Source organism: Acinetobacter sp. GFQ9D191M, assembly GCF_011174875.1.
GTDB lineage: Bacteria > Pseudomonadota > Gammaproteobacteria > Pseudomonadales > Moraxellaceae > Acinetobacter.
Genome location: NZ_JAALGV010000010.1, coordinates 1 through 18,950 on the forward strand (window position 1 = coordinate 1; position 18,950 = coordinate 18,950).

Consider the following 18,950-nt stretch of genomic DNA (forward strand, 5'->3'; position numbering starts at 1 on the left):
TCCTCTTTCACTTGGAGATAGTAGAAGTTATTATCTTTTTCATGATGGGCACTCATTGCTAATTTACTCAGCACTATATAAACAAAAAAATTACTTAACAATCATGTGTTTATAATATTTTATCCAATCATATTCTATTTTTGATATATATGCTCACAATTCATTTCGGATACATTTTCCCCTAAAAATTTAATATCCTGCTACAATATAAGACAGTTCTTCACGATCTCTACACAGTTATCTGTTACAAATAGGCAACTTAAATGTGGAAATCCTGAGATTTAGTAATTTTCCACAGAGAAATATTAGTTTTTTGTAAAAAATGTGACTTGGTTCTACTTTTTCATATCTGAATGTGATTAGATTGTAGCCAGTATTATAACAACATTTTTAACAAAACAAGATTAACCAAAGCCAAGGAGGAAGTTTGGATATGAAATTTAAAATATTTACAGCCAGCATCCTAAGTCTTATCACGCTGTTCTCGATTCAACTTGGCCATGCCGTAGTTGTGAAAACAGAGCTACCTAAAGCCTCTGTAAGTGCAATTGAAGTGAAAACCTCACCAATTGAAAAAGCAATTCAGCAACATAAAGCTGATAAAAATGCTTTTCATACTGAGGATGAACTTAAAGCGCTGACTGCGTTCAAATCAAATCCGACTCAAAGCTTTTTTGCAGCTCAAAACTTGCGCTTTACCCGCTTTGTGCAAAGTATCTTTTCTCCGAGCAATTCATAAGACTTAGTTTTAGTTCTCCACATTCGTTATATTTTGCTCATCCTGAAAAGCCGCATCATTCAATGTTGAATAAAGCATTAAGTGATGTGGCTTTTTCGTTATAATAGCTGCAATTTTATATTTAAGATTAGATCCGGTTATGACTGTTCGTACTCGTATTGCACCTTCTCCTACCGGTTTCCCGCATGTGGGAACTGCCTATATTGCCCTGTTCAACCTGTGTTTTGCCAAACAGCACGGTGGCGAATTCATTCTTCGTATTGAAGATACGGATCAGCTGCGTTCTACTCCTGAATCTGAAAAAATGATTCTGGACTCCCTACGCTGGTTAGGCCTGAACTGGTCAGAAGGTCCAGATGTCAGTGGTCCACATGCACCGTACCGTCAGTCAGAACGCATGAGCATCTATAAAAAATACGCAGAAGAACTGGTAGATAAAGGTCATGCCTTCTACTGCTTCGCAACAGCGCAAGAACTGGATGAAATGCGTGCTGAACAGCAGGCTCGTGGCGAAACTCCACGCTATGATGGCCGCGGTCTAAAACTGTCTAAAGAAGAAGTGGCACGTCGTCTGGCAGCTGGTGAACCGCACGTGATCCGTATGAAAGTGCCGACTGAAGGGGTATGTACCTTTAATGACATGCTCCGTGGTGAAGTAGAAATTCCATGGGCGCAAGTCGACATGCAAATTCTGCTAAAAACGGATGGTCTGCCAACTTACCATTTGGCAAACGTGGTTGATGATCACCTGATGCAAATTACGCATGTGATTCGTGGTGAAGAATGGATTCCATCTGCACCGAAACATCAGTTGCTGTACAAATACTTTGGTTGGGACATGCCAGTCCTGTGCCACATGCCTCTACTGCGTAACCCAGACAAATCAAAACTGTCTAAACGTAAGAACCCGACCTCAATTAACTACTACAAAGATATCGGCGTATTGCCAGAAGCATTGCTGAACTATCTAGGCCGTATGGGCTGGTCAATGCCAGATGAGCGTGAAAAATTCACTTTGGCTGAAATGATTGAACACTTTGACATTAACCGTGTCTCTCTGGGTGGTCCTATCTTCGATATTGAGAAACTCAACTGGTTAAATGGCCAATGGATTAAAGCTCTCTCTCCTGCTGAACTGTTAGATACCTTACTGGCTTGGAAAGCAGACCGTGCCAAACTGGAAGAAATCGCTGCTGCAATTCAACCACGGATCAATCTGCTGTCTGAAGCAGTGAACTGGTCAGCGCACTATTTCAACCATTTCCCGACTTTGACTAAAGAACAGTTCGAAAGCAAAAAACTTTCTGAAGAACAAGTGCGTCAAAGCCTGCAATTTGCGATCTGGCGTCTAGAAAGCCTGTTCACCTGGAACAATGACACTGTTAGCCAAACGTTGATGGATCTGGCGAATCAGATGAGCATTAAATTACGTGACTTTATGCCAGCGTTCTTTATTGCGATTGCCGGTTCAACCGCTTCTACCCCAGTCATGCAGACCATGGTCACTATTGGTCCGGATCTAACTTTTGCCCGTCTGCGCCACGCGCTGGAAGTGGTCGGTGCTCCTAGCAAGAAAGAAGTAAAAGCTTGGGAAAAACTGAATGAGAGTCTGAAACTGCCGAAAAATGAAGCAGTTGATCAAGCTTAATTTATTTTTTAGTTGACGTCTAAGCGTTATATCCATAATATAGCGCTCACACAGACTGGGGTCATAGCTCAGTTGGTAGAGCGCTACAATGGCATTGTAGAGGTCAGGAGTTCGATCCTCCTTGACTCCACCAAATAAGTCTTGCTTTACCTGTGTATTTGCCTCATTTGTCCCTATCGTCTAGAGGCCTAGGACATCGCCCTTTCACGGCGGTAACCGGGGTTCGAATCCCCGTAGGGACGCCATATTCAAGATGGCAACATCTTAATAAAAAACCCAAGCATTGTGACTTGGGTTTTTTATTGTCTGTCTGTTTTATATTGGCGGTATTTCGGTTTTTGCGTATCTTCCGATAAAATAATCAGTAATTTAGAATTTTGGAGTAGTAATGCAATATCGTTGCCCTAAATGTCAAAGCCCAAAAATCATGCCCGTTGCTCAGCCAGGTCAACCGGCGGCGCGCCCAGTCGTGCCTAAAAGCCTGATCATGCTGGTGCCTGCCCTGTTTGTATTATTGCTGCTGGTCATCATTAGCATCGCGATGTGGATTTTTGGAGATGGTGCAGGTACGACTTTACAGACCGCTACTGTGATCGTGTTTATTATCTGTCTGATCGCAGGCTTCATGTTCTATAAAGATTTGCCTGATTTTAAAATTTCCATGCAGGCTTTCATGCAAAGCCAAAAGAAATGGAAATGCCGTGAATGCAATCATGAGTGGGAAATCTGATTTCTAGAGTTCACTCATTTTCAAAGCCGAAAAATCTTGCATGTTTATGCAAGATTTTTTTATTAGTAAAACTAAATCTTCTAACCCCTAATATCAAAATGTCGACTAGAACAACAAATTCATATTTCTTCCAATTTGCTTCACTTTTAAAATGAAGTTTTTTTATTTCTACTGCTTGTTTTTGCTCATTAAATACACAAAAATATCAACATGAGACTAAAAGCATGTAATTCATTACCGAAATAAAACCGCTTTATATTGTAGTCTTTAGTGGATAGTTTAATTAATTGTTAATAATGGCAAAGGTGAGGAATAAAAATGCTTAAACTTAAAAAAGTCATACATTTTCTGTTTTCTCATGATGAGCCAACAGGTTCAGAAATGGAAAATTATATTTCTGAAGCAGACACCTATTATCTGGAAGCTGTACAGTTTGAAAAGCTTTGCCATATTTTAAAGCAACGCCAAGCTGAACAATTTCAAATTACGCAGCTAGAGCAGCAAGAAAATTATCAACGCAATGCTTTCTGGAACTACTTAAGTGCAGCAACACGTGGTCACGCCGAAGCGCAATATAGACTGGGTAAACACTTTCTTAAAGGTAGTCTAGGTTTAGATCAGAATTATTTTCATGCTGAGGAATGGCTGAATAAGGCTAAACAGCAAGGTCATTTAAAAGCTGCACAACTGTTATCAAATACTTATAGCCAAATGAGTGTCCAATATTAAAGAAAAAAACCAGCCCGAAAGCTGGTTTTTTTATGCGCTTTGATTAAGCACCAATTTTGCGATATTTCTGACGCTTCGCTGCCAGATCATCGCCATATTTCTTACGGCGATACTCTTCAAACTCGGTATAGTTACCGGTGAAGAATTCTGGAGTCTCATCTTCAAATGACAAGATGTGAGTCGCAATACGGTCCAGGAACCAACGGTCATGCGATACCACCATCACACAGCCCGGGAAGACCAAAATCGCATCTTCTAACGCACGTAAAGTTTCTACGTCCAAGTCGTTTGATGGTTCATCGAGCAGGATTACGTTCGCACCTTGTTGCAGGATTTTCGCAAGTTGTAAACGGTTACGCTCACCACCTGACAATTCACCTACACGTTTTTGCTGATCTTGGCCTTTAAAGTTAAAGCGCCCAATATAAGCACGAGATGCAATTTCGTAATCACCCACTTTCAGGATATCCAGACCGCCAGACACTTCTTCCCAAACGGTTTTATTGTCATCCAGGGTGTCACGAATCTGACCCACATAAGCAACTTTTACAGAATCACCCAAAGTCACTGTACCAGTATCGGGTTGCTGTTCGCCCGTCATCATACGGAACAATGTAGTTTTACCTGCACCGTTTGGACCTACGATACCGACAATCGCTGTTGGTGGTACTGTGAAAGACAAGTCTTTATACAGCAGTTTGTCACCAAACGATTTGCTAATCCCTTCAACTTCAACCACCTTGTTGCCCAGACGCGGACCAGGTGGAATATAGATTTCAGATGTTTCGTTACGTTGCTGGAATTCACGAGAGTTAAGCTCTTCGAAACGCTCCATACGTGCTTTGTTTTTCTTCTGCTGGCCTTTCGCATTTGAACGAACCCATTCAAGTTCTTTTTTCAATGCTTTAGCAAACGATTCTTCCTGCTTGTTCTCTTGTTCTAAACGCGCATTTTTCTGTTCCAGCCAAGAAGAATAGTTACCTTGGTAAGGAATACCATGTCCACGGTCAAGCTCCAGAATCCACTCGGCCACGTTATCAAGGAAGTAACGGTCGTGCGTAATCGCTACGATGGTGCCCGGGAAGTCTTTCAGGAAGCGTTCCAGCCAAGATACAGACTCTGCATCCAAGTGGTTAGTTGGTTCGTCGAGAAGCAGCATGTCTGGTTTAGACAGCAGTAAACGGCACAATGCAACACGACGGCGTTCACCACCTGAAAGCATGGTTACATCTGCATCCCATGCAGGCAGATTTAATGCTGCTGCAGCCTGTTCCAGCTGGTTATTCAGGTTATGCGCATCCCAAGTCTGGATAATTGCTTCCAGTTTTTCCTGCTCTTTTGCTAGTGCATCGAAGTCTGCATCTGGATCTGCATAGTCTGCAAATACCTGATCAAGGCGCTCTAATGCATCAAGTGCTTCACGTACGCCGTCTTCAACGTTGCCACGAACGTCTTTGGTTGGATCAAGTGGTGGTTCTTGCTCGAGGTAACCAATTTTGATACCCGGTTGCGCACGTGCTTCACCAGAGAAATCTTTATCTACGCCCGCCATAATACGAAGCAAAGTAGATTTACCTGCACCGTTCAGACCAAGCACACCAATTTTTGCGCCTGGGAAAAATGATAAGGAGATATCCTTGAGGATTTCGCGCTTTGGCGGAACCATCTTGGACACTCGGTTCATCGTATAAATATATTGGGCCACGTAGGACTCCTCAATTGAAAAACCAAATGGGGGAAGAAACAAACTCCCCCTGCTCAATCATGAGCGAAAAAATAATCGGCTATTATACGCAGAAAGTCTTCAAAACATAAGCCATTCACGTGAAGTTAATGCCTTGTTACAAGTTTAATCCTGTTTATTTTTCAAACAGCATTTCTGACACCTAAACTTGCATTATTTTATTGATGCTATATCGTTAATTAAGATATTCATTTGAATAAATATGCACTTTTCTTCATATTTCAAGTGCTAATATTTGAGCAGTTTCATTACAGCTAAAAACACAAGAAGACCAACGATCATGACTCATAAAGCAGAAACTTTAGCGATTCACGCAGGCTATAGCCCGGAACCTACTACTAAAGCTGTGGCAGTGCCAATTTATCAAACCACCTCATATGCCTTTGACAATACTCAGCACGGTGCCGATCTGTTTGACCTGAAAGTTCAGGGCAATATTTATACCCGCATTATGAACCCTACCACAGCGGTGCTAGAACAACGTATTGCAGCTCTGGAAGGTGGTATTGGTGCGCTGGCATTGGCTTCGGGTATGGCTGCGATTACCTATGCGATTCAGACCATTGCTGAAGCGGGTGACAATATTGCTTCGGTGTCCACTTTATATGGTGGCACCTATAACCTGTTTGCACATACCCTGCCTAAACAAGGGATCGAAGTTCGCTTCTTTGATTATCAAGACCCGGAAGCATTACGTGGCCTAATTGATGACAAGACCAAACTGGTTTTTGTGGAATCAATTGGTAACCCGCTGGGTAATATTATTGACCTCGAAGCGATTTCCAAAATTGCCCATGAATATGGCGTACCAGTCATCGTTGATAATACGGTTGCCACCCCAGTCCTACAAAAATCTTTTAATTTCGGTGCCGACATCGTGGTGCATTCACTCACCAAATACATTGGCGGTCATGGTAATTCGATCGGCGGTATTATCGTGGATAGTGGCAAGTTCCCATGGGGTCAACATGCCGAGCGTTTCCCTGCTCTGAATACACCTGATCCGAGTTATCACGGTGTTAATTATGTTGAAGCTTTAGGTGAAGCGGCGTATATCGCGCGTGCTCGTGTCGTACCTCTGCGTAATACTGGGGCAGCGATCAGCCCGCAAAATGTATTTTTAATTCTGCAAGGCTTGGAAACTTTGAGCCTGCGTATGGAACGTCATACCGAAAATGCGCTGAAGGTTGCAGAATATTTGCAACAACATCCAAAAGTAAAATGGGTCAATTATGCCGGTCTGAAAGATCACCCGCAGCATGCTTTGGCACAAAAATATGTGAAAGGTAAACCGTCTGCCATTCTGACTTTTGGTGTAGAAGGTGGTCGTGAAGGTGGTGCCCGTTTTATTGATGCCCTGCAATTGTTCACCCGTCTGGTCAATATTGGTGATGCCAAAAGTCTGGCCTGTCACCCGGCAACAACCACCCACCGCCAGCTTAATCCCGAAGAACTCAAATCAGCAGGTGTGAGTGAGGATATGGTTCGTTTATCAATCGGAATTGAACATATTGATGACCTGATTGCGGATCTGGAACACTCTCTCGCAGCAGTTTAAGCGCCATTTTAAAGCAGAAAACTCCAGCAAAAATGCTGGAGTTTTTTTATTTATTTTTTGAATACAATCACTTGCTTTGTGATTTATTTTCATGATAAAAATCAATTGAAACAGCGAACACAAATAGAGCAATTACTCTAATTTTTATTTTATTTTCAATAGTTTAATGTATAGATTTTCTTAAATAATTAGTTATCATATTAGTACTCATCTTCGCTCTTATCTCTGTTAGAGCCATCTTTGATTTTTTAATAAAAATAATTTGAACGCAGTCTTCAAATTAGGGATAACAAACGTGAAAACTAGACTACAGAAACAATTGGAAAAACGTATTGCAGGTAAAACTGTTCTCATTACAGGCGCATCCAGTGGTATAGGTTTAACGACGGCACATCAGCTGGCAGATGCTGGCGCACATGTTTTACTGGTCGCGCGTACCAAAGACACCCTAGAACAAGTAAAAAAAGAAATTGAATCCAAGGGCGGTAAAGCTTCAGTATTTCCATGTGATCTTAATAATATGGAATCCATTGATGAAGTGTCCAAACAGATTATTGCTTCAGTCGATCATATCGACATCCTGATTAACAATGCGGGCCGCTCGATTCGCCGTGCGGTGCATGAATCAGTGGATCGTTTTCATGATTTTGAACGTACCATGCAGCTAAATTATTTTGGCGCTGTGCGCCTGGTGATGAATATCCTGCCGCAAATGATGATTCGTCGTGCAGGTCATATCATCAATATCAGCTCGATTGGGGTATTGGCGAATGCCACCCGCTTCTCGGCTTATGTCGCATCTAAAGCCGCACTGGATGCTTTCAGCCGCTGTCTGTCTGCAGAAGTCCATTCACATAAAATTGCGATCACTTCGATTTATATGCCTTTGGTTCGTACGCCAATGATTGCACCGACCAAGATCTATAAATATGTGCCTACCCTGTCTCCGGAACAGGCAGCCGAACTGATTGCTTATGCGATTGTGAAACGTCCGAAGAAAGTGGCAACTAATCTGGGACGTTTGGCTTCGATTACTTATGCGATTGCACCAGACATCAACAATGTCCTGATGTCGATCGGTTATAACCTGTTCCCAAGCTCTTCAGCATCAGTGGGTCAGCCACAAAAACTGAACTGGGTACAAAAGGCCTATGCGCGGATCTTCCCGGGCGAGCACTGGTAATTTCTTCAAGAATTTTCTGGCCGCCTAAGGGCGGCTATTTTATTTCTACACTTTAGAGATTTAATCGCTCAGGTTTATAATCTGAATGCGCCTAACGACACATCCTGTCTTTTCAAGCACAGATTTTTGCCGCAAATGCGACGAGATCACGTACACTATGGACGGATATTTCCTATCCATCTTTTTATATTCTGATTCAATTAATGGAAACCCTTATGAACAACGTGCAATGGCTCGATGAAGTAAAATTTAACGAACAAGGTCTGATCCCTGCCATTGCCCAGCACCATCAAACCGGTCGTGTATTGATGGTCGCCTGGATGAACCGTGAAGCGCTGGCTTTAACTGCCGAAAAAAATCAGGCAGTATATTTCTCCCGCTCACGCAATAAGTTATGGCATAAGGGCGAAGAATCTGGCCATTTCCAGACTGTGCATGAAATCCGTCTGGACTGTGATGCGGACGTAATTATTTTACAGATTGAACAGCATGGTGGTATTGCCTGCCATACTGGTCGTGAATCATGTTTCTACCGTAAATTAACCCCAAATGGCTGGGAAATTGTGGATGTACAAATCAAAGATCCTGCTGCAATTTACGGTGAAAAATCAACAAATCCACATACCCTTGCTATGAATGCCTCAACTGCTCAGTCTGAACAGGTTGAAGTATTATCATACTTGGGCGAGATGATGGCAGAGCGTAAGAAAGCTGATCCGGAATCCTCTTATGTGGCCAAGCTGTACCATAAAGGTTTAAACAAGATTCTGGAAAAAGTCGGTGAAGAAAGCTTTGAAACCGTGATCGCGGCTAAAGATTTCAAAACTGAAGCCTCTGAAGACAACAAGAATGACCTGATCTATGAAGTAGCTGATCTGTGGTTCCATACCATTGTCATGCTTGGTTATTTTGACCTTGATCCACAACTGGTCCTGAATGAACTGGCACGCCGTCAGGGTCTATCCGGTCTGGTTGAAAAAGCCAATCGTCAACATTAAGTCGTGAATGAATCTACCTGTGTCTGATCTGCAAAAACCCAAAGCGACCTATGAGCAGGCCACTGCCATTGATAACGCACGTCTGGGAAAATCTTTTAAAGTCATTGCCTATGCGGGCACAGGTAAAACTACGACCCTGCAAATGATCAGTGATGCCATGCCGGAACGGCGCGGCATGTATCTGGCGTTTAATAAATCCATTGCCTCAGAAGCACAAAACAAGTTTCATCGTGGTGTCGACTGCCGTACTTTCCACTCCCTGGCTTTTCGCAGTGTTCCACGTGGAGTCACGGATAAACTACGCCTACCGCGTTTAAGTCCAAGCTTTATTGCCAAGGAATATCGCCTTGAACCGATGACCTTGCGCCGGATGATGGGCGGACGTTATGAAAAATATGTACTGATGCCTTCGCGTCTGGCCAGTCTGGTCGCGAATGCAGTTGGCTATTTCTGCTCGACCAGTTCGCAATATCCCGCCCCGCGACATATTCAGGCACCGAGCTGGCTACACCCAGATGATATTGAAGCATTGCAAAAGAAACTTTATCCAGCAGTTGAACAGCGTTGGTTAGAGTCAATTGATCCCAATCATCAGGCCGGGATTGGGCATGATATTTACCTGAAACTTTGGGCATTGTCTGAGCCCAATATTCCTGCCGACTATGTGCTGTTTGATGAAGCACAGGATGCCGACCCACTGATGCTGGGAATTTTGCTGAAACAGCGTAGCACTCAGGTCATCTATGTCGGCGATGCGCATCAGCAGATTTATGCCTGGCGTGGCGCAGTGAATGCCATGCAGCAGCTGCCGCTACCCGAATCTCGTCTGACCACTTCATTCCGTTTCGGGCCTGAAATTGCGTTAAATGCCAATGCGATTTTGGGAGCATTGAATGAAACCGTGCCCCTACTCGGTAATCCGCACTTAAACTCCAAAGTCGTCAATAAACCGCACACTAAATTACGCGATGCGATTCTATGCCGGACCAATGCGCGTGCTATGGAACTATTACTTGCCGGTTTAGTACGTGGCGATAAAGTCAGCCTGCAAGCGGATCATGTCAAACTGAACCGTTTTGTTGATGCCGCTGCGATGCTGAAACAGGGCAAGCGTGTAGTTGATGTGCCTGAACTGGCCTGGTTTAATTCCTGGCATGATGTGCACGAGTACTGCGAGACCAATGAAGGCAGTGATATCAAACCCTTAGTCAAACTGGTCGATGAACATGGTACTGATCCCCTGAAAACTGCCCTTGCCAAAATCACCCCGATCGGGCAAGCGGACTACATCATCTCTACCGCACATAAGGCCAAAGGTCTGGAATGGGATCGCGTTCATATTGAAGATGATTACCAGTTCAAGCTAAACGAGAAAGACCATAAAATTAGTGACGAAGAGTTACGTCTGCTGTACGTGGCCTGTACTCGTGCTAAAGTAAGCTTAAATATTCATCACATTTATGACCTCATTCAACAACTGAAAATCAGGATGCCACAGTCACTGCGCCAAGCCGTCGGCTAAGGTAAAACATAGATGTAAAAATCACGCTACAGGTGATCCATGCACATCGAAAAAATACAACTCAAACATGCTCTGCACTTTTCTAATATCCAGCTCGATTTTGATCTGCAAAAATCACCTGTGACTTTAATTCTGGGTGATCAGGGTTCGGGTAAAACCACCTTGCTGCGCTTGAGTTATCAGGCTTTAACCTGGTTTTCTGCACGTTTTCGTGACTTGCGTACCGCAGGTTTAAGCATGCTGGATCAGGATATCCTGCAAAATCGTCTGCAATCCAAAATTGATATCCAGGTGCGTTTTCCTGATGATTTGGGATCATTACCTGAATCAGCACAGGGAGAAGCGACCTCTGTCCAATCCTGTTCCTGGCAGTTATATAAAACCTTAAATAGTCAGGGCATTGGCTTTGCCAAAGCGGAAACGCAGCAACTCGATGCCATGGTGAATCTTTATCAGAAGGCAAGACAACATGACCCTTTACTCGGTCTGCCTATGGTCGCCTATTATCCGGCTGAACGTTTCGTCAATGAAATCAATTTACTCAGCAAAAATAATCAGGCCATTTTTCAGACTGCACATGCCTATGAAATTACTGCCATTCCTTTTACGACTTTTGCACGTTTCTTCGAATGGTTTCGTGAAATCAGTGATATCGAAAATGCACAAAGTGCCAAGATCATTGACCAGATTCTAGATCAGGCGCTACAGCAATCGGATGATATACAGGCAGATCAACTAGCCCAGCAAATTGAAAAAGCTAAAGCACATATGCATACACCGAGCCTGACTGCCTTGCGTGAAGCTTTATCCATTGTACTACCAGAACTTAGCCAGATTTATCTGGACTACCAGCCCAAGCTGCAATTGATGGTGCGTTATCAGGATCACACCTTTAGCTTTCAGCAGTTGTCGAGCAGTATCCGGAACTGGATTGCACTGGTGGGAGATGTTGTACGGCGCCTTTGTCTGCTTAATCCGCACAGCTTATTTCCCTGTCAGGAAGGTACTGGCATTTTACTGATTGATGAAATTGATCATCAACTGGATCAGGACATGGCCGCCGTCATTTTACCGCGTCTGCATCAGGCGTTTCCTAACTTGCAGATTATTGTGACTGGAAACCGGCCGGAATTGCTGGAGCAGGCTCAGGATTTTCAGTGTCTAAAACTGGAAAATAAACAGTTGCACCCCATCCATCTAAATCCAATGCAGGTTCAGTATGATCATTTTTATGCAGAGTTGCCGCTTGAGATGAGCCAGAATCATTCAGATATAGAAAAAGTTGAAGATGCACTTCAAGAACCAGAAATAGTCAACTTGACGGCTCAGTCTGTTTTGCAACTGATTCAGGAACAGCTAAGCACAGAACAGCAGCAAGAACTTTTACAACTGTTGAGTCAGGATAATTCACAAAGCCTGCCTCAATCTTCTTAACTAGTGCTGAAACGATAATGCAATTTAAAAATTAAAATCAGGATGCAAGAATAGGTTTTGATTTTCTGCATTTCTGATCAAGAAGTTATAAATTTTTATCAATAAATGCAGGGAGTTTGATCTTTATTTTCGGTCAAATTTGTACGAGATGTTCAAGCATGCACCCCATATCAAAACCAAGCTTACGTATAATCTACATGTTCTACATAAAAACATTGATGTTGTGGTTATCCTGTAATATGATCGGTTTTACTTGCAATTTTCGTTGTAAAATCGGAATTTGCTATCGTTTATAAGTTGCGCAATACAACTGTTTTATTCTGTTTGAATATCATTCTGGCTTTCAAGATCGAGAAGTTTTGGGTCGCTCTTTGCGGTCCTGTAATCCTTGAAAGATAAAGATTCACCCTAGGTTGACCTTAACCTATATCACGACAATGGATACGAGTGTGCTGCCAATTATTATATTGTTACCGTTAGTATTAGGCACAACCCTTGTCTCGTGGCTGAAGCAATTTTCACGCGGGGTAACGGCTTTAGGAGCAATTGCCGTCAGCCTCAGCAGTTTCTTATTACTGTTGAGTCAGGCGCCTGCTGTATTTAATGGAACGGTAATTACCCAGACCTGGTCCTGGCTACCCCAGCTTGGAATCGATTTCAGTTTCCGGCTGGATGCTTTGGGCATGCTGTTTGCTCTGCTGATTAGTGGGATTGGTACCCTGATTTATATCTATGCCTATTACTATCTCAGCCCTAAAAACTCCCTGAATAAACTGTATTTCCTGCTGATGCTGTTTATGGCAGCGATGCTCGGCATTTCATTGTCTAATAATCTTCTGATTCTCCTGATTTTCTGGGAACTCACCAGTATTTCTTCCTTTCTGCTGGTTGGTTACTGGAGCAATTACGAAGCGGCCCAACGCGGCTCACGCATGGCTCTGACCATTACCGGGATGGGCGGCTTATCTATGCTGGGTGGCTTTATTCTGCTCGGACAGATGACGGGTACCTATCAGATTGACCAGATTCTGATGATGGGCGAACAGATTCAGGCGCATGCCCTATTTGTACCGACATTATTATTAATTTTACTCGGTGCTTTTACCAAAAGTGCGCAGTTCCCGTTTCACTTCTGGTTACCAAATGCCATGGCAGCACCGACGCCGGTGTCTGCCTATCTGCACTCTGCCACCATGGTCAAAGCGGGCCTGTTTTTAGTCGCACGTTTATTGCCGATTTTTGCAGGCGCGGCACTGTTCCATAATATTGTTACTTTTATCGGGTTATTTACCCTGTGTGTGGCAGCGTTCTTTGCCATCTTTAAAGAAGATCTGAAAGGTCTGTTGGCCTATTCAACTATTAGCCACTTGGGCCTGATCATGTGTTTGCTGGGTATTGGCTCACCACTGGCGGTCGCAGCAGCAATTTTCCATATCATTAACCATGCAACCTTTAAAGCTGCCTTGTTCATGATTGCCGGGATCATTGACCATGAATCCGGTACTCGTGATCTGCGAAAATTGTCTGGTCTTTGGCAAATGCTGCCTTTTACCGCAACACTGACCATGATCACCGCCGCCTCCATGGCTGGTATTCCATTAACCAATGGTTTCTTGTCCAAGGAAATGTTCTTTACTGAACTGGTCGCAAACTTAAGTGGCCCAGTCCTGGTGGGTGCAGCCATTGCAGGAACATTGGCCGGGATTTTCGCTGTCGCCTATTCGATTCGTCTGGTACATGGCGTATTTTTTGATGGCCCCTTAGGTCAGCAAGTCCCAAATAAAGATGCGCATGAGCCGCCATTCGGTATGCGTGCACCAGCTATTTTATTAGCTTTCCTGTGTATTGCAGTTGGTTTGTTACCAGGATTACTGGTCGAAAAGATTGTAAATAGCACTACACAAGCGTCAACCCAGAATTTCGCCTTTGAAGGTACTCACCTCACCCTCTGGCACGGTATTAATCTGCCTTTGGTGATGAGCATCATTGCGATATTCGGCGGTGCAATTTTCTATTTTGCACTGGCCAAAGGCGGTGCGATCCGGGAAATTGATCTGGATCCAAAACTGGGCAAACTGCAAGGCCGTGTACTGTTTGATCTGTTCCTGAAAAATCTGTTACTGAATTCAAGACGTTTCCGCCGTGCGACTGAAAATGGCAAATTGCAAAGTTATATTTTGTGGATTGTGCTGTTTACCATTGGCCTGGTGGGCTATCCACTCGTCGTCAATGGGATCGACACCGGTAGCCGCGAACTGACCCATGCTCCAGTGCTTGCCATCGTTCTATGGTTATTACTGTTCTCTGCCTGCTGGATGATGCTGTGGTTCCATCATGAACGGATTAAAGCCATCCTGATCAGCGGTGCAGTCGGTCTGGTCGTTACCATGGTTTTCATTGGTTTTTCGGCACCCGATCTGGCTTTGACCCAGATTACAGTCGATGTAGTAACGACGGTTCTGCTACTAATGAGCCTGTCACTCCTGCCACAACTCACACCTTATGAATCCAGCCCGACCCGACGCTGGCGAGATGCAGTGATTGCGGTCTGCGGGGGTCTAGGAATTGCAACAGTTGCCTGGCTAGTTATGACGCGTGACCATAATTCAATTTCCTGGTTCTTCATCCAACAATCGATTCCGCTTGGTGGCGGCACAAATGTCGTCAACGTAATTCTGGTCGATTTCCGTGGTTTCGATACCTTCGGCGAGATTACCGTACTTGGAATTGCTGCCATTGGGGTACTGAGTCTGATGGACGGTATGCGTGCCCATGGCACCACCATTACCCAAGGCCTGACTTACCGTTTTAACCCCTCCCCTTTGATGCTACGTATTACCGCATCGTGGATTTTACCGGTAGCACTGGTGGTGAGTCTGTATATCTTTATGCGCGGCCATAATCTTCCGGGTGGCGGTTTTATTGCCGGTCTGGTCACCTCATTGGCTTTGATCATTCAATACGTTGCCATTGGTCAGGATCATGCAGAAAAAATGCTGGGAGCTAAATCTGGACGTCTCTATGAAATCTGGATTGGTATCGGCCTGACTATTGCAGGCCTAACCGGTATCGCAGCCTGGTTCTGGTCACGTCCATTCCTGACCAGTGCCCATATTCATGTCCATCCGCCATTACTTGGCGATATGCATCTGGCTTCTGCTGCACTATTTGATGTCGGTGTCTATGTCACCGTAGTCGGTGCGACCATGCTGATGATTTCCGTTCTGGGTGACTCCCGTCACTCAAGTATGACTGGCCCAGTACCAAGAGGATAATAGAATGATTAGTTTAGAACTTTTATTAGCCTCAGCAATTGGCCTACTCACTGCCACCGGGATCTATCTGATTCTGCGGGCACGTACCTTTCCGGTGGTCCTCGGACTGGCCATGATTGGTTATGCAGTGAACCTGTTTTTATTTGCCATGGGCCGTATTCAGATGAATTCACCTGCAGTACTCACCGAAACCACGCAGGTCACCGATCCTTTACCTCAGGCCTTGGTTTTAACCGCAATTGTAATCGGTTTTGCCACCACCGCCTTTATTGTACAGCTGGCCTTACGTAGCCGTTATGAATCAGGAACAGATCACGTTGATTCCAAAGAAGAGATACCGCAACATGACCCACGTGAGGATGAGCCGTAATGACTGATCTTCTCAACTTCTTGAATCAACACACCCCTATTTTCAGTATTCTTTTACCGGCTTTTACTGCCTTTATTCTAGTACTGTTGGGTAACCCAGGTTCTGGTTCTCTGATTACCGACTGGCGTCAGCCTTGGCGTCGTGGCGTGAGTCATATTTCGACCCTATTGGGTTTGATTATGGCGATTGGCTATCTGATCAATAGCAGCCAAGGACAGATCAGTGTCTACACATTAAGTGAATGGGCTGCCCCTTTTGGTATTGTGCTGGTCCTGGACCAACTATCTGCCTTGATGCTGGTATTGACCTATACACTCGCTTTGCCCATCGTTTGGTATGCCAGCAAAGAATGGGATATTCGCGGGCGTTATTTCCATGCCATGGTCCATTTTCTATTAATGGGGCTTAGTGGTGCCTTCCTGACCGGTGACTTGTTTAACCTGTTCGTGTTCTTCGAGATCCTGTTAATGGCATCCTATGTTCTACTTTTGCATGGGCAAGGCAAGGCACGCTTCCAGCTCGGTGTGCATTATGTGGCTATTAACCTGCTTGCTTCTGCCATGTTCCTGATCGGACTCGGGATGATTTATGGCAGTGTCGGCAGCCTGAATATGGCTGATGTTGCTCGTCTGATGCCAACTTTGGCAGGCGATGAACATAAGCTGGCCGTTGCAGGCGGATTGATGCTATTTGTGGTGTTCGGGATCAAGGCAGCCATGTTACCGGTAGGCCTGTGGCTTCCTAAAACGTATGCTGTTGCCACTACTCCAGTGGCTGCCCTGTTTACCATCATGACCAAAGTCGGGATCTACGCGATTATCCGGGTCAATGGCACCGTATTTGATGATGAATACAGCCATCAGATCCTGATGAACTGTCTGCTGGCCATTGGTGTGATTACATCACTCTATGGTGCATTCGGTGCCATTGGGACTGAACGTCTACGCCGTTTTGTCGGCTTTATGATCCTGTCTTCAGTCGGGACTATTCTTATTGCGATTGCCATGAACAGCACCCAAGCCTGGGCAGGTGCCTTGTACTATATGGTGCACAGTACCCTGATTGGCGCAGCGTTTTATATCCTGTGTGGCTGGATTACTTCACAACGCGGTGAATTTAAAGATCACTTTAAAATTGCCCCACAGATGAAACAGAATACTTTGGTTTCTATTGTGTATTTCATCATTGCCTTGATGATGGCCGGCTTGCCACCTTTCAGTGGCTTCTTCGGTAAAGTGTTTATCCTGCAAGCTTCAGGACAGTCTGAGCATCAAATGCTGATTATCTTCACGGTTCTACTGGTCAGCTTACTGAGTATTCTGGCTTTTACCCGGGTCGGTTTTATTCTGTTCTGGCGTTCAAGCCGACCGGAACAGGATGAAAATTCTGAAGAATTCAGCAAATATGAAGCCTTGCCCAGCAAGGCACCAGCACGAAATGACCGGGTCATTTATCTATTATTGCTCAGTCTGACAGCCTACGTTGTTTTTGCTGCACCGATTTATCAATATAATTATCAGACCGCAGCACAGATTAAGACCAATCCGATTTATGAAGCAGCATCATTAAAACGTGATGCTGAAGGTAAGTTCATCAGTGTACAGCCATTTGATCCGGGTTATTTACCAGAAACTAAATACGGTGGTGAAACGCCTGATCCAAATGCACATCTGATTCCTTATGTCATTTCAGAAAATACCTTAAATGGCGATCATATTTCTGAATTTAAACAGCGTCAGATTGATAAACAGTATATTGAACAGAACAAATACGACGACAATCAACTTAAACCGGCGGAGGGACTTTAATGGCTGAATCATTACTTCAACGCTGGTTCCCTCATCCTTTCGTGTCAGTAATTGTGGCGATGAGCTGGGTCATGCTGGCCCATAATATGGAAGCCGGCACACTCCTTATGGCAATATTTCTGGCCATCTTGATTCCGCGAATGGTCGCTCCTTTTATTGATTACACACCGAATATCCGGTGGAACCCAGCGATGCGCTTATTCTGGGTCGTTGTTTGGGACATCATTGTCGCTAATATTAAAGTCGCGATTTTAGTACTGGGACCAACCAAAAATCTGCATCCAAAATGGTTTCGTGTTCCTCTGGATACCGAGCATGAAGAAGTGAATACTTTGCTGGCAATGATTATTACCACCACACCAGGTACAGTCTCTGCGGGGATTGATCAGGATCGTGGCGATATTCTGGTGCATGCCTTAAGCACGGATGATGAAGAGGCTGAAATTGAAACCATCAAACAGCGCTATGAACAACCTTTGATTAAAATTTTTAGCGCACAATCAGGAGCTGAAGCATGACCATTCTGCCATATGCATTGCTGATTTGTCTGGGTGCTGTCACGATCTCCATGTTACTGTGTCTGATCCGGCTGGTCATGGGCCCATCAATCGTCGACCGTTTGCTGGCACTGGACACCCTATTTTTAAATGCAACCTGTCTGGTAGTGATTCTGGGAATCTACTGGAGCAGTACCTTCATGTTTGAAGGCGCCTTACTGGTGGCCATGCTGGGCTTTGTCTCTACCGCTGCCCTCGCCCGTTATTTCACCACTGGCCATGTCATTGACTAGGAGTTTTTAAATGCCTCTGATTTTAGAAATACTAGTTTCGATTTTTTTATTGATTGGCGCTTTCTTTATGCTGGTGGGTGGCATTGGGATGATACGTCTACCCGACCTGTTTATGCGTCTGCATGCACCGACCAAATCCAGTACCTTAGGATTGGGAAGCTTCCTGATCGCTTCTATTATTTTTTCAGCCATCTATGGCCGTTTAGGTTTTGCCGAAGTACTAATTACCCTATTTGCCTTCATTACTGCACCGGTATCTGCCAATCTGATGGCACAAGCCGCCTTGCATTTACGCTTACGTTCAATGAGTGGTGAAGTGCCAGAAACGCTGGAACGCCCATTGCCTTGGCAGAAAACCCGCCGTCGTGCGTTTTATGAAAAGAAAATGAATGATCAAGATTCAAAGTAATAGTTAGCCCGTT

16 protein-coding genes and 2 tRNA genes are annotated in these 18,950 nt (G+C 44.3%); 17 read left to right on the forward strand and 1 reads right to left on the reverse strand.

All coding sequences use genetic code 11. The features are described 5' to 3' along the window. Positions 1 to 433 precede the first annotated feature (433 nt). From G5T77_RS01420 to G5T77_RS01445, 6 genes are all read left to right on the forward strand, one after another. Positions 434 to 739, forward strand: a complete 306-nt coding sequence (locus tag G5T77_RS01420) for a hypothetical protein (protein WP_159122701.1) — start codon at positions 434 to 436, stop codon at positions 737 to 739. 139 nt (positions 740 to 878) lie between these two features. After that, positions 879 to 2,387 (forward strand): glutamate--tRNA ligase, encoded by a 1,509-nt coding sequence (gltX, locus tag G5T77_RS01425; protein ID WP_159122702.1) that lies wholly within the window; start codon positions 879 to 881, stop codon positions 2,385 to 2,387. Positions 2,388 to 2,444: 57 nt separating this feature from the next. Further along, a tRNA-Ala gene (locus G5T77_RS01430) sits at positions 2,445 to 2,520 on the forward strand. 36 nt (positions 2,521 to 2,556) lie between these two features. Further along, positions 2,557 to 2,632: transfer RNA gene (locus tag G5T77_RS01435), tRNA-Glu, on the forward strand. Positions 2,633 to 2,775: 143 nt separating this feature from the next. Continuing rightward, complete coding sequence (locus G5T77_RS01440; RefSeq protein WP_004787163.1) at positions 2,776 to 3,117, forward strand: hypothetical protein; 342 nt, start codon at positions 2,776 to 2,778, stop codon at positions 3,115 to 3,117. A gap of 318 nt (positions 3,118 to 3,435) precedes the next feature. Continuing rightward, a complete protein-coding gene (locus tag G5T77_RS01445) occupies positions 3,436 to 3,846 on the forward strand; it encodes an SEL1-like repeat protein (RefSeq protein ID WP_159122703.1) in 411 nt (136 codons plus the stop codon). A gap of 43 nt (positions 3,847 to 3,889) precedes the next feature. Here the strand turns inward: G5T77_RS01445 and ettA are convergent, their stop codons facing one another. Continuing rightward, positions 3,890 to 5,551, reverse strand: a complete 1,662-nt coding sequence (ettA, locus tag G5T77_RS01450; protein WP_005233568.1) for an energy-dependent translational throttle protein EttA — start codon at positions 5,549 to 5,551, stop codon at positions 3,890 to 3,892. A 319-nt stretch (positions 5,552 to 5,870) separates the two neighbouring features. Between ettA and G5T77_RS01455 the strand changes: the two genes are divergently transcribed. The 11 genes from G5T77_RS01455 (at position 5,871) to G5T77_RS01505 (ending at position 18,937) form a co-directional block, all read left to right on the forward strand. Further along, positions 5,871 to 7,148: an aminotransferase class I/II-fold pyridoxal phosphate-dependent enzyme gene (locus G5T77_RS01455; protein WP_166136364.1), complete on the forward strand. Its 1,278-nt coding sequence runs from the start codon at positions 5,871 to 5,873 to the stop codon at positions 7,146 to 7,148. Positions 7,149 to 7,443: 295 nt separating this feature from the next. After that, complete coding sequence (locus G5T77_RS01460) at positions 7,444 to 8,331, forward strand: SDR family NAD(P)-dependent oxidoreductase (protein WP_166136366.1); 888 nt, start codon at positions 7,444 to 7,446, stop codon at positions 8,329 to 8,331. Between the two features lie 215 nt (positions 8,332 to 8,546). Then, complete coding sequence (gene hisIE / locus G5T77_RS01465; RefSeq protein ID WP_166136369.1) at positions 8,547 to 9,329, forward strand: bifunctional phosphoribosyl-AMP cyclohydrolase/phosphoribosyl-ATP diphosphatase HisIE; 783 nt, start codon at positions 8,547 to 8,549, stop codon at positions 9,327 to 9,329. A 19-nt stretch (positions 9,330 to 9,348) separates the two neighbouring features. Then, positions 9,349 to 10,851 carry a UvrD-helicase domain-containing protein gene (locus G5T77_RS01470; RefSeq protein ID WP_166136371.1) on the forward strand — a complete coding sequence of 501 codons (1,503 nt, stop codon included), beginning with the start codon at positions 9,349 to 9,351 and terminating at the stop codon, positions 10,849 to 10,851. A 39-nt stretch (positions 10,852 to 10,890) separates the two neighbouring features. Then, positions 10,891 to 12,285 (forward strand): AAA family ATPase, encoded by a 1,395-nt coding sequence (locus G5T77_RS01475; protein ID WP_166136373.1) that lies wholly within the window; start codon positions 10,891 to 10,893, stop codon positions 12,283 to 12,285. A gap of 437 nt (positions 12,286 to 12,722) precedes the next feature. Beyond that, positions 12,723 to 15,560, forward strand: a complete 2,838-nt coding sequence (locus G5T77_RS01480; RefSeq protein ID WP_166136376.1) for a monovalent cation/H+ antiporter subunit A — start codon at positions 12,723 to 12,725, stop codon at positions 15,558 to 15,560. A 4-nt stretch (positions 15,561 to 15,564) separates the two neighbouring features. Beyond that, positions 15,565 to 15,930 carry a Na+/H+ antiporter subunit C gene (locus G5T77_RS01485; RefSeq protein ID WP_034169749.1) on the forward strand — a complete coding sequence of 122 codons (366 nt, stop codon included), beginning with the start codon at positions 15,565 to 15,567 and terminating at the stop codon, positions 15,928 to 15,930. Continuing rightward, the gene (locus G5T77_RS01490) at positions 15,930 to 17,738 is read left to right on the forward strand and encodes a monovalent cation/H+ antiporter subunit D (protein ID WP_166136379.1); all 1,809 of its coding nucleotides are present in this window, start codon (positions 15,930 to 15,932) and stop codon (positions 17,736 to 17,738) included. The genes G5T77_RS01485 and G5T77_RS01490 overlap by 1 nt, the downstream gene beginning before the upstream one ends. Next, a complete protein-coding gene (locus tag G5T77_RS01495; RefSeq protein ID WP_166136382.1) occupies positions 17,738 to 18,256 on the forward strand; it encodes a Na+/H+ antiporter subunit E in 519 nt (172 codons plus the stop codon). Before G5T77_RS01490 ends, G5T77_RS01495 begins: the two co-directional genes overlap by 1 nt. Next, a complete protein-coding gene (locus G5T77_RS01500; protein ID WP_004787192.1) occupies positions 18,253 to 18,528 on the forward strand; it encodes a monovalent cation/H+ antiporter subunit F in 276 nt (91 codons plus the stop codon). The genes G5T77_RS01495 and G5T77_RS01500 overlap by 4 nt, the downstream gene beginning before the upstream one ends. Before the next feature lie 10 nt (positions 18,529 to 18,538). Further along, positions 18,539 to 18,937, forward strand: coding sequence for a Na+/H+ antiporter subunit G (locus tag G5T77_RS01505; RefSeq protein ID WP_005233541.1), 399 nt, complete (start codon positions 18,539 to 18,541; stop codon positions 18,935 to 18,937). The last annotated feature ends 13 nt before the right edge of the window (positions 18,938 to 18,950 follow it).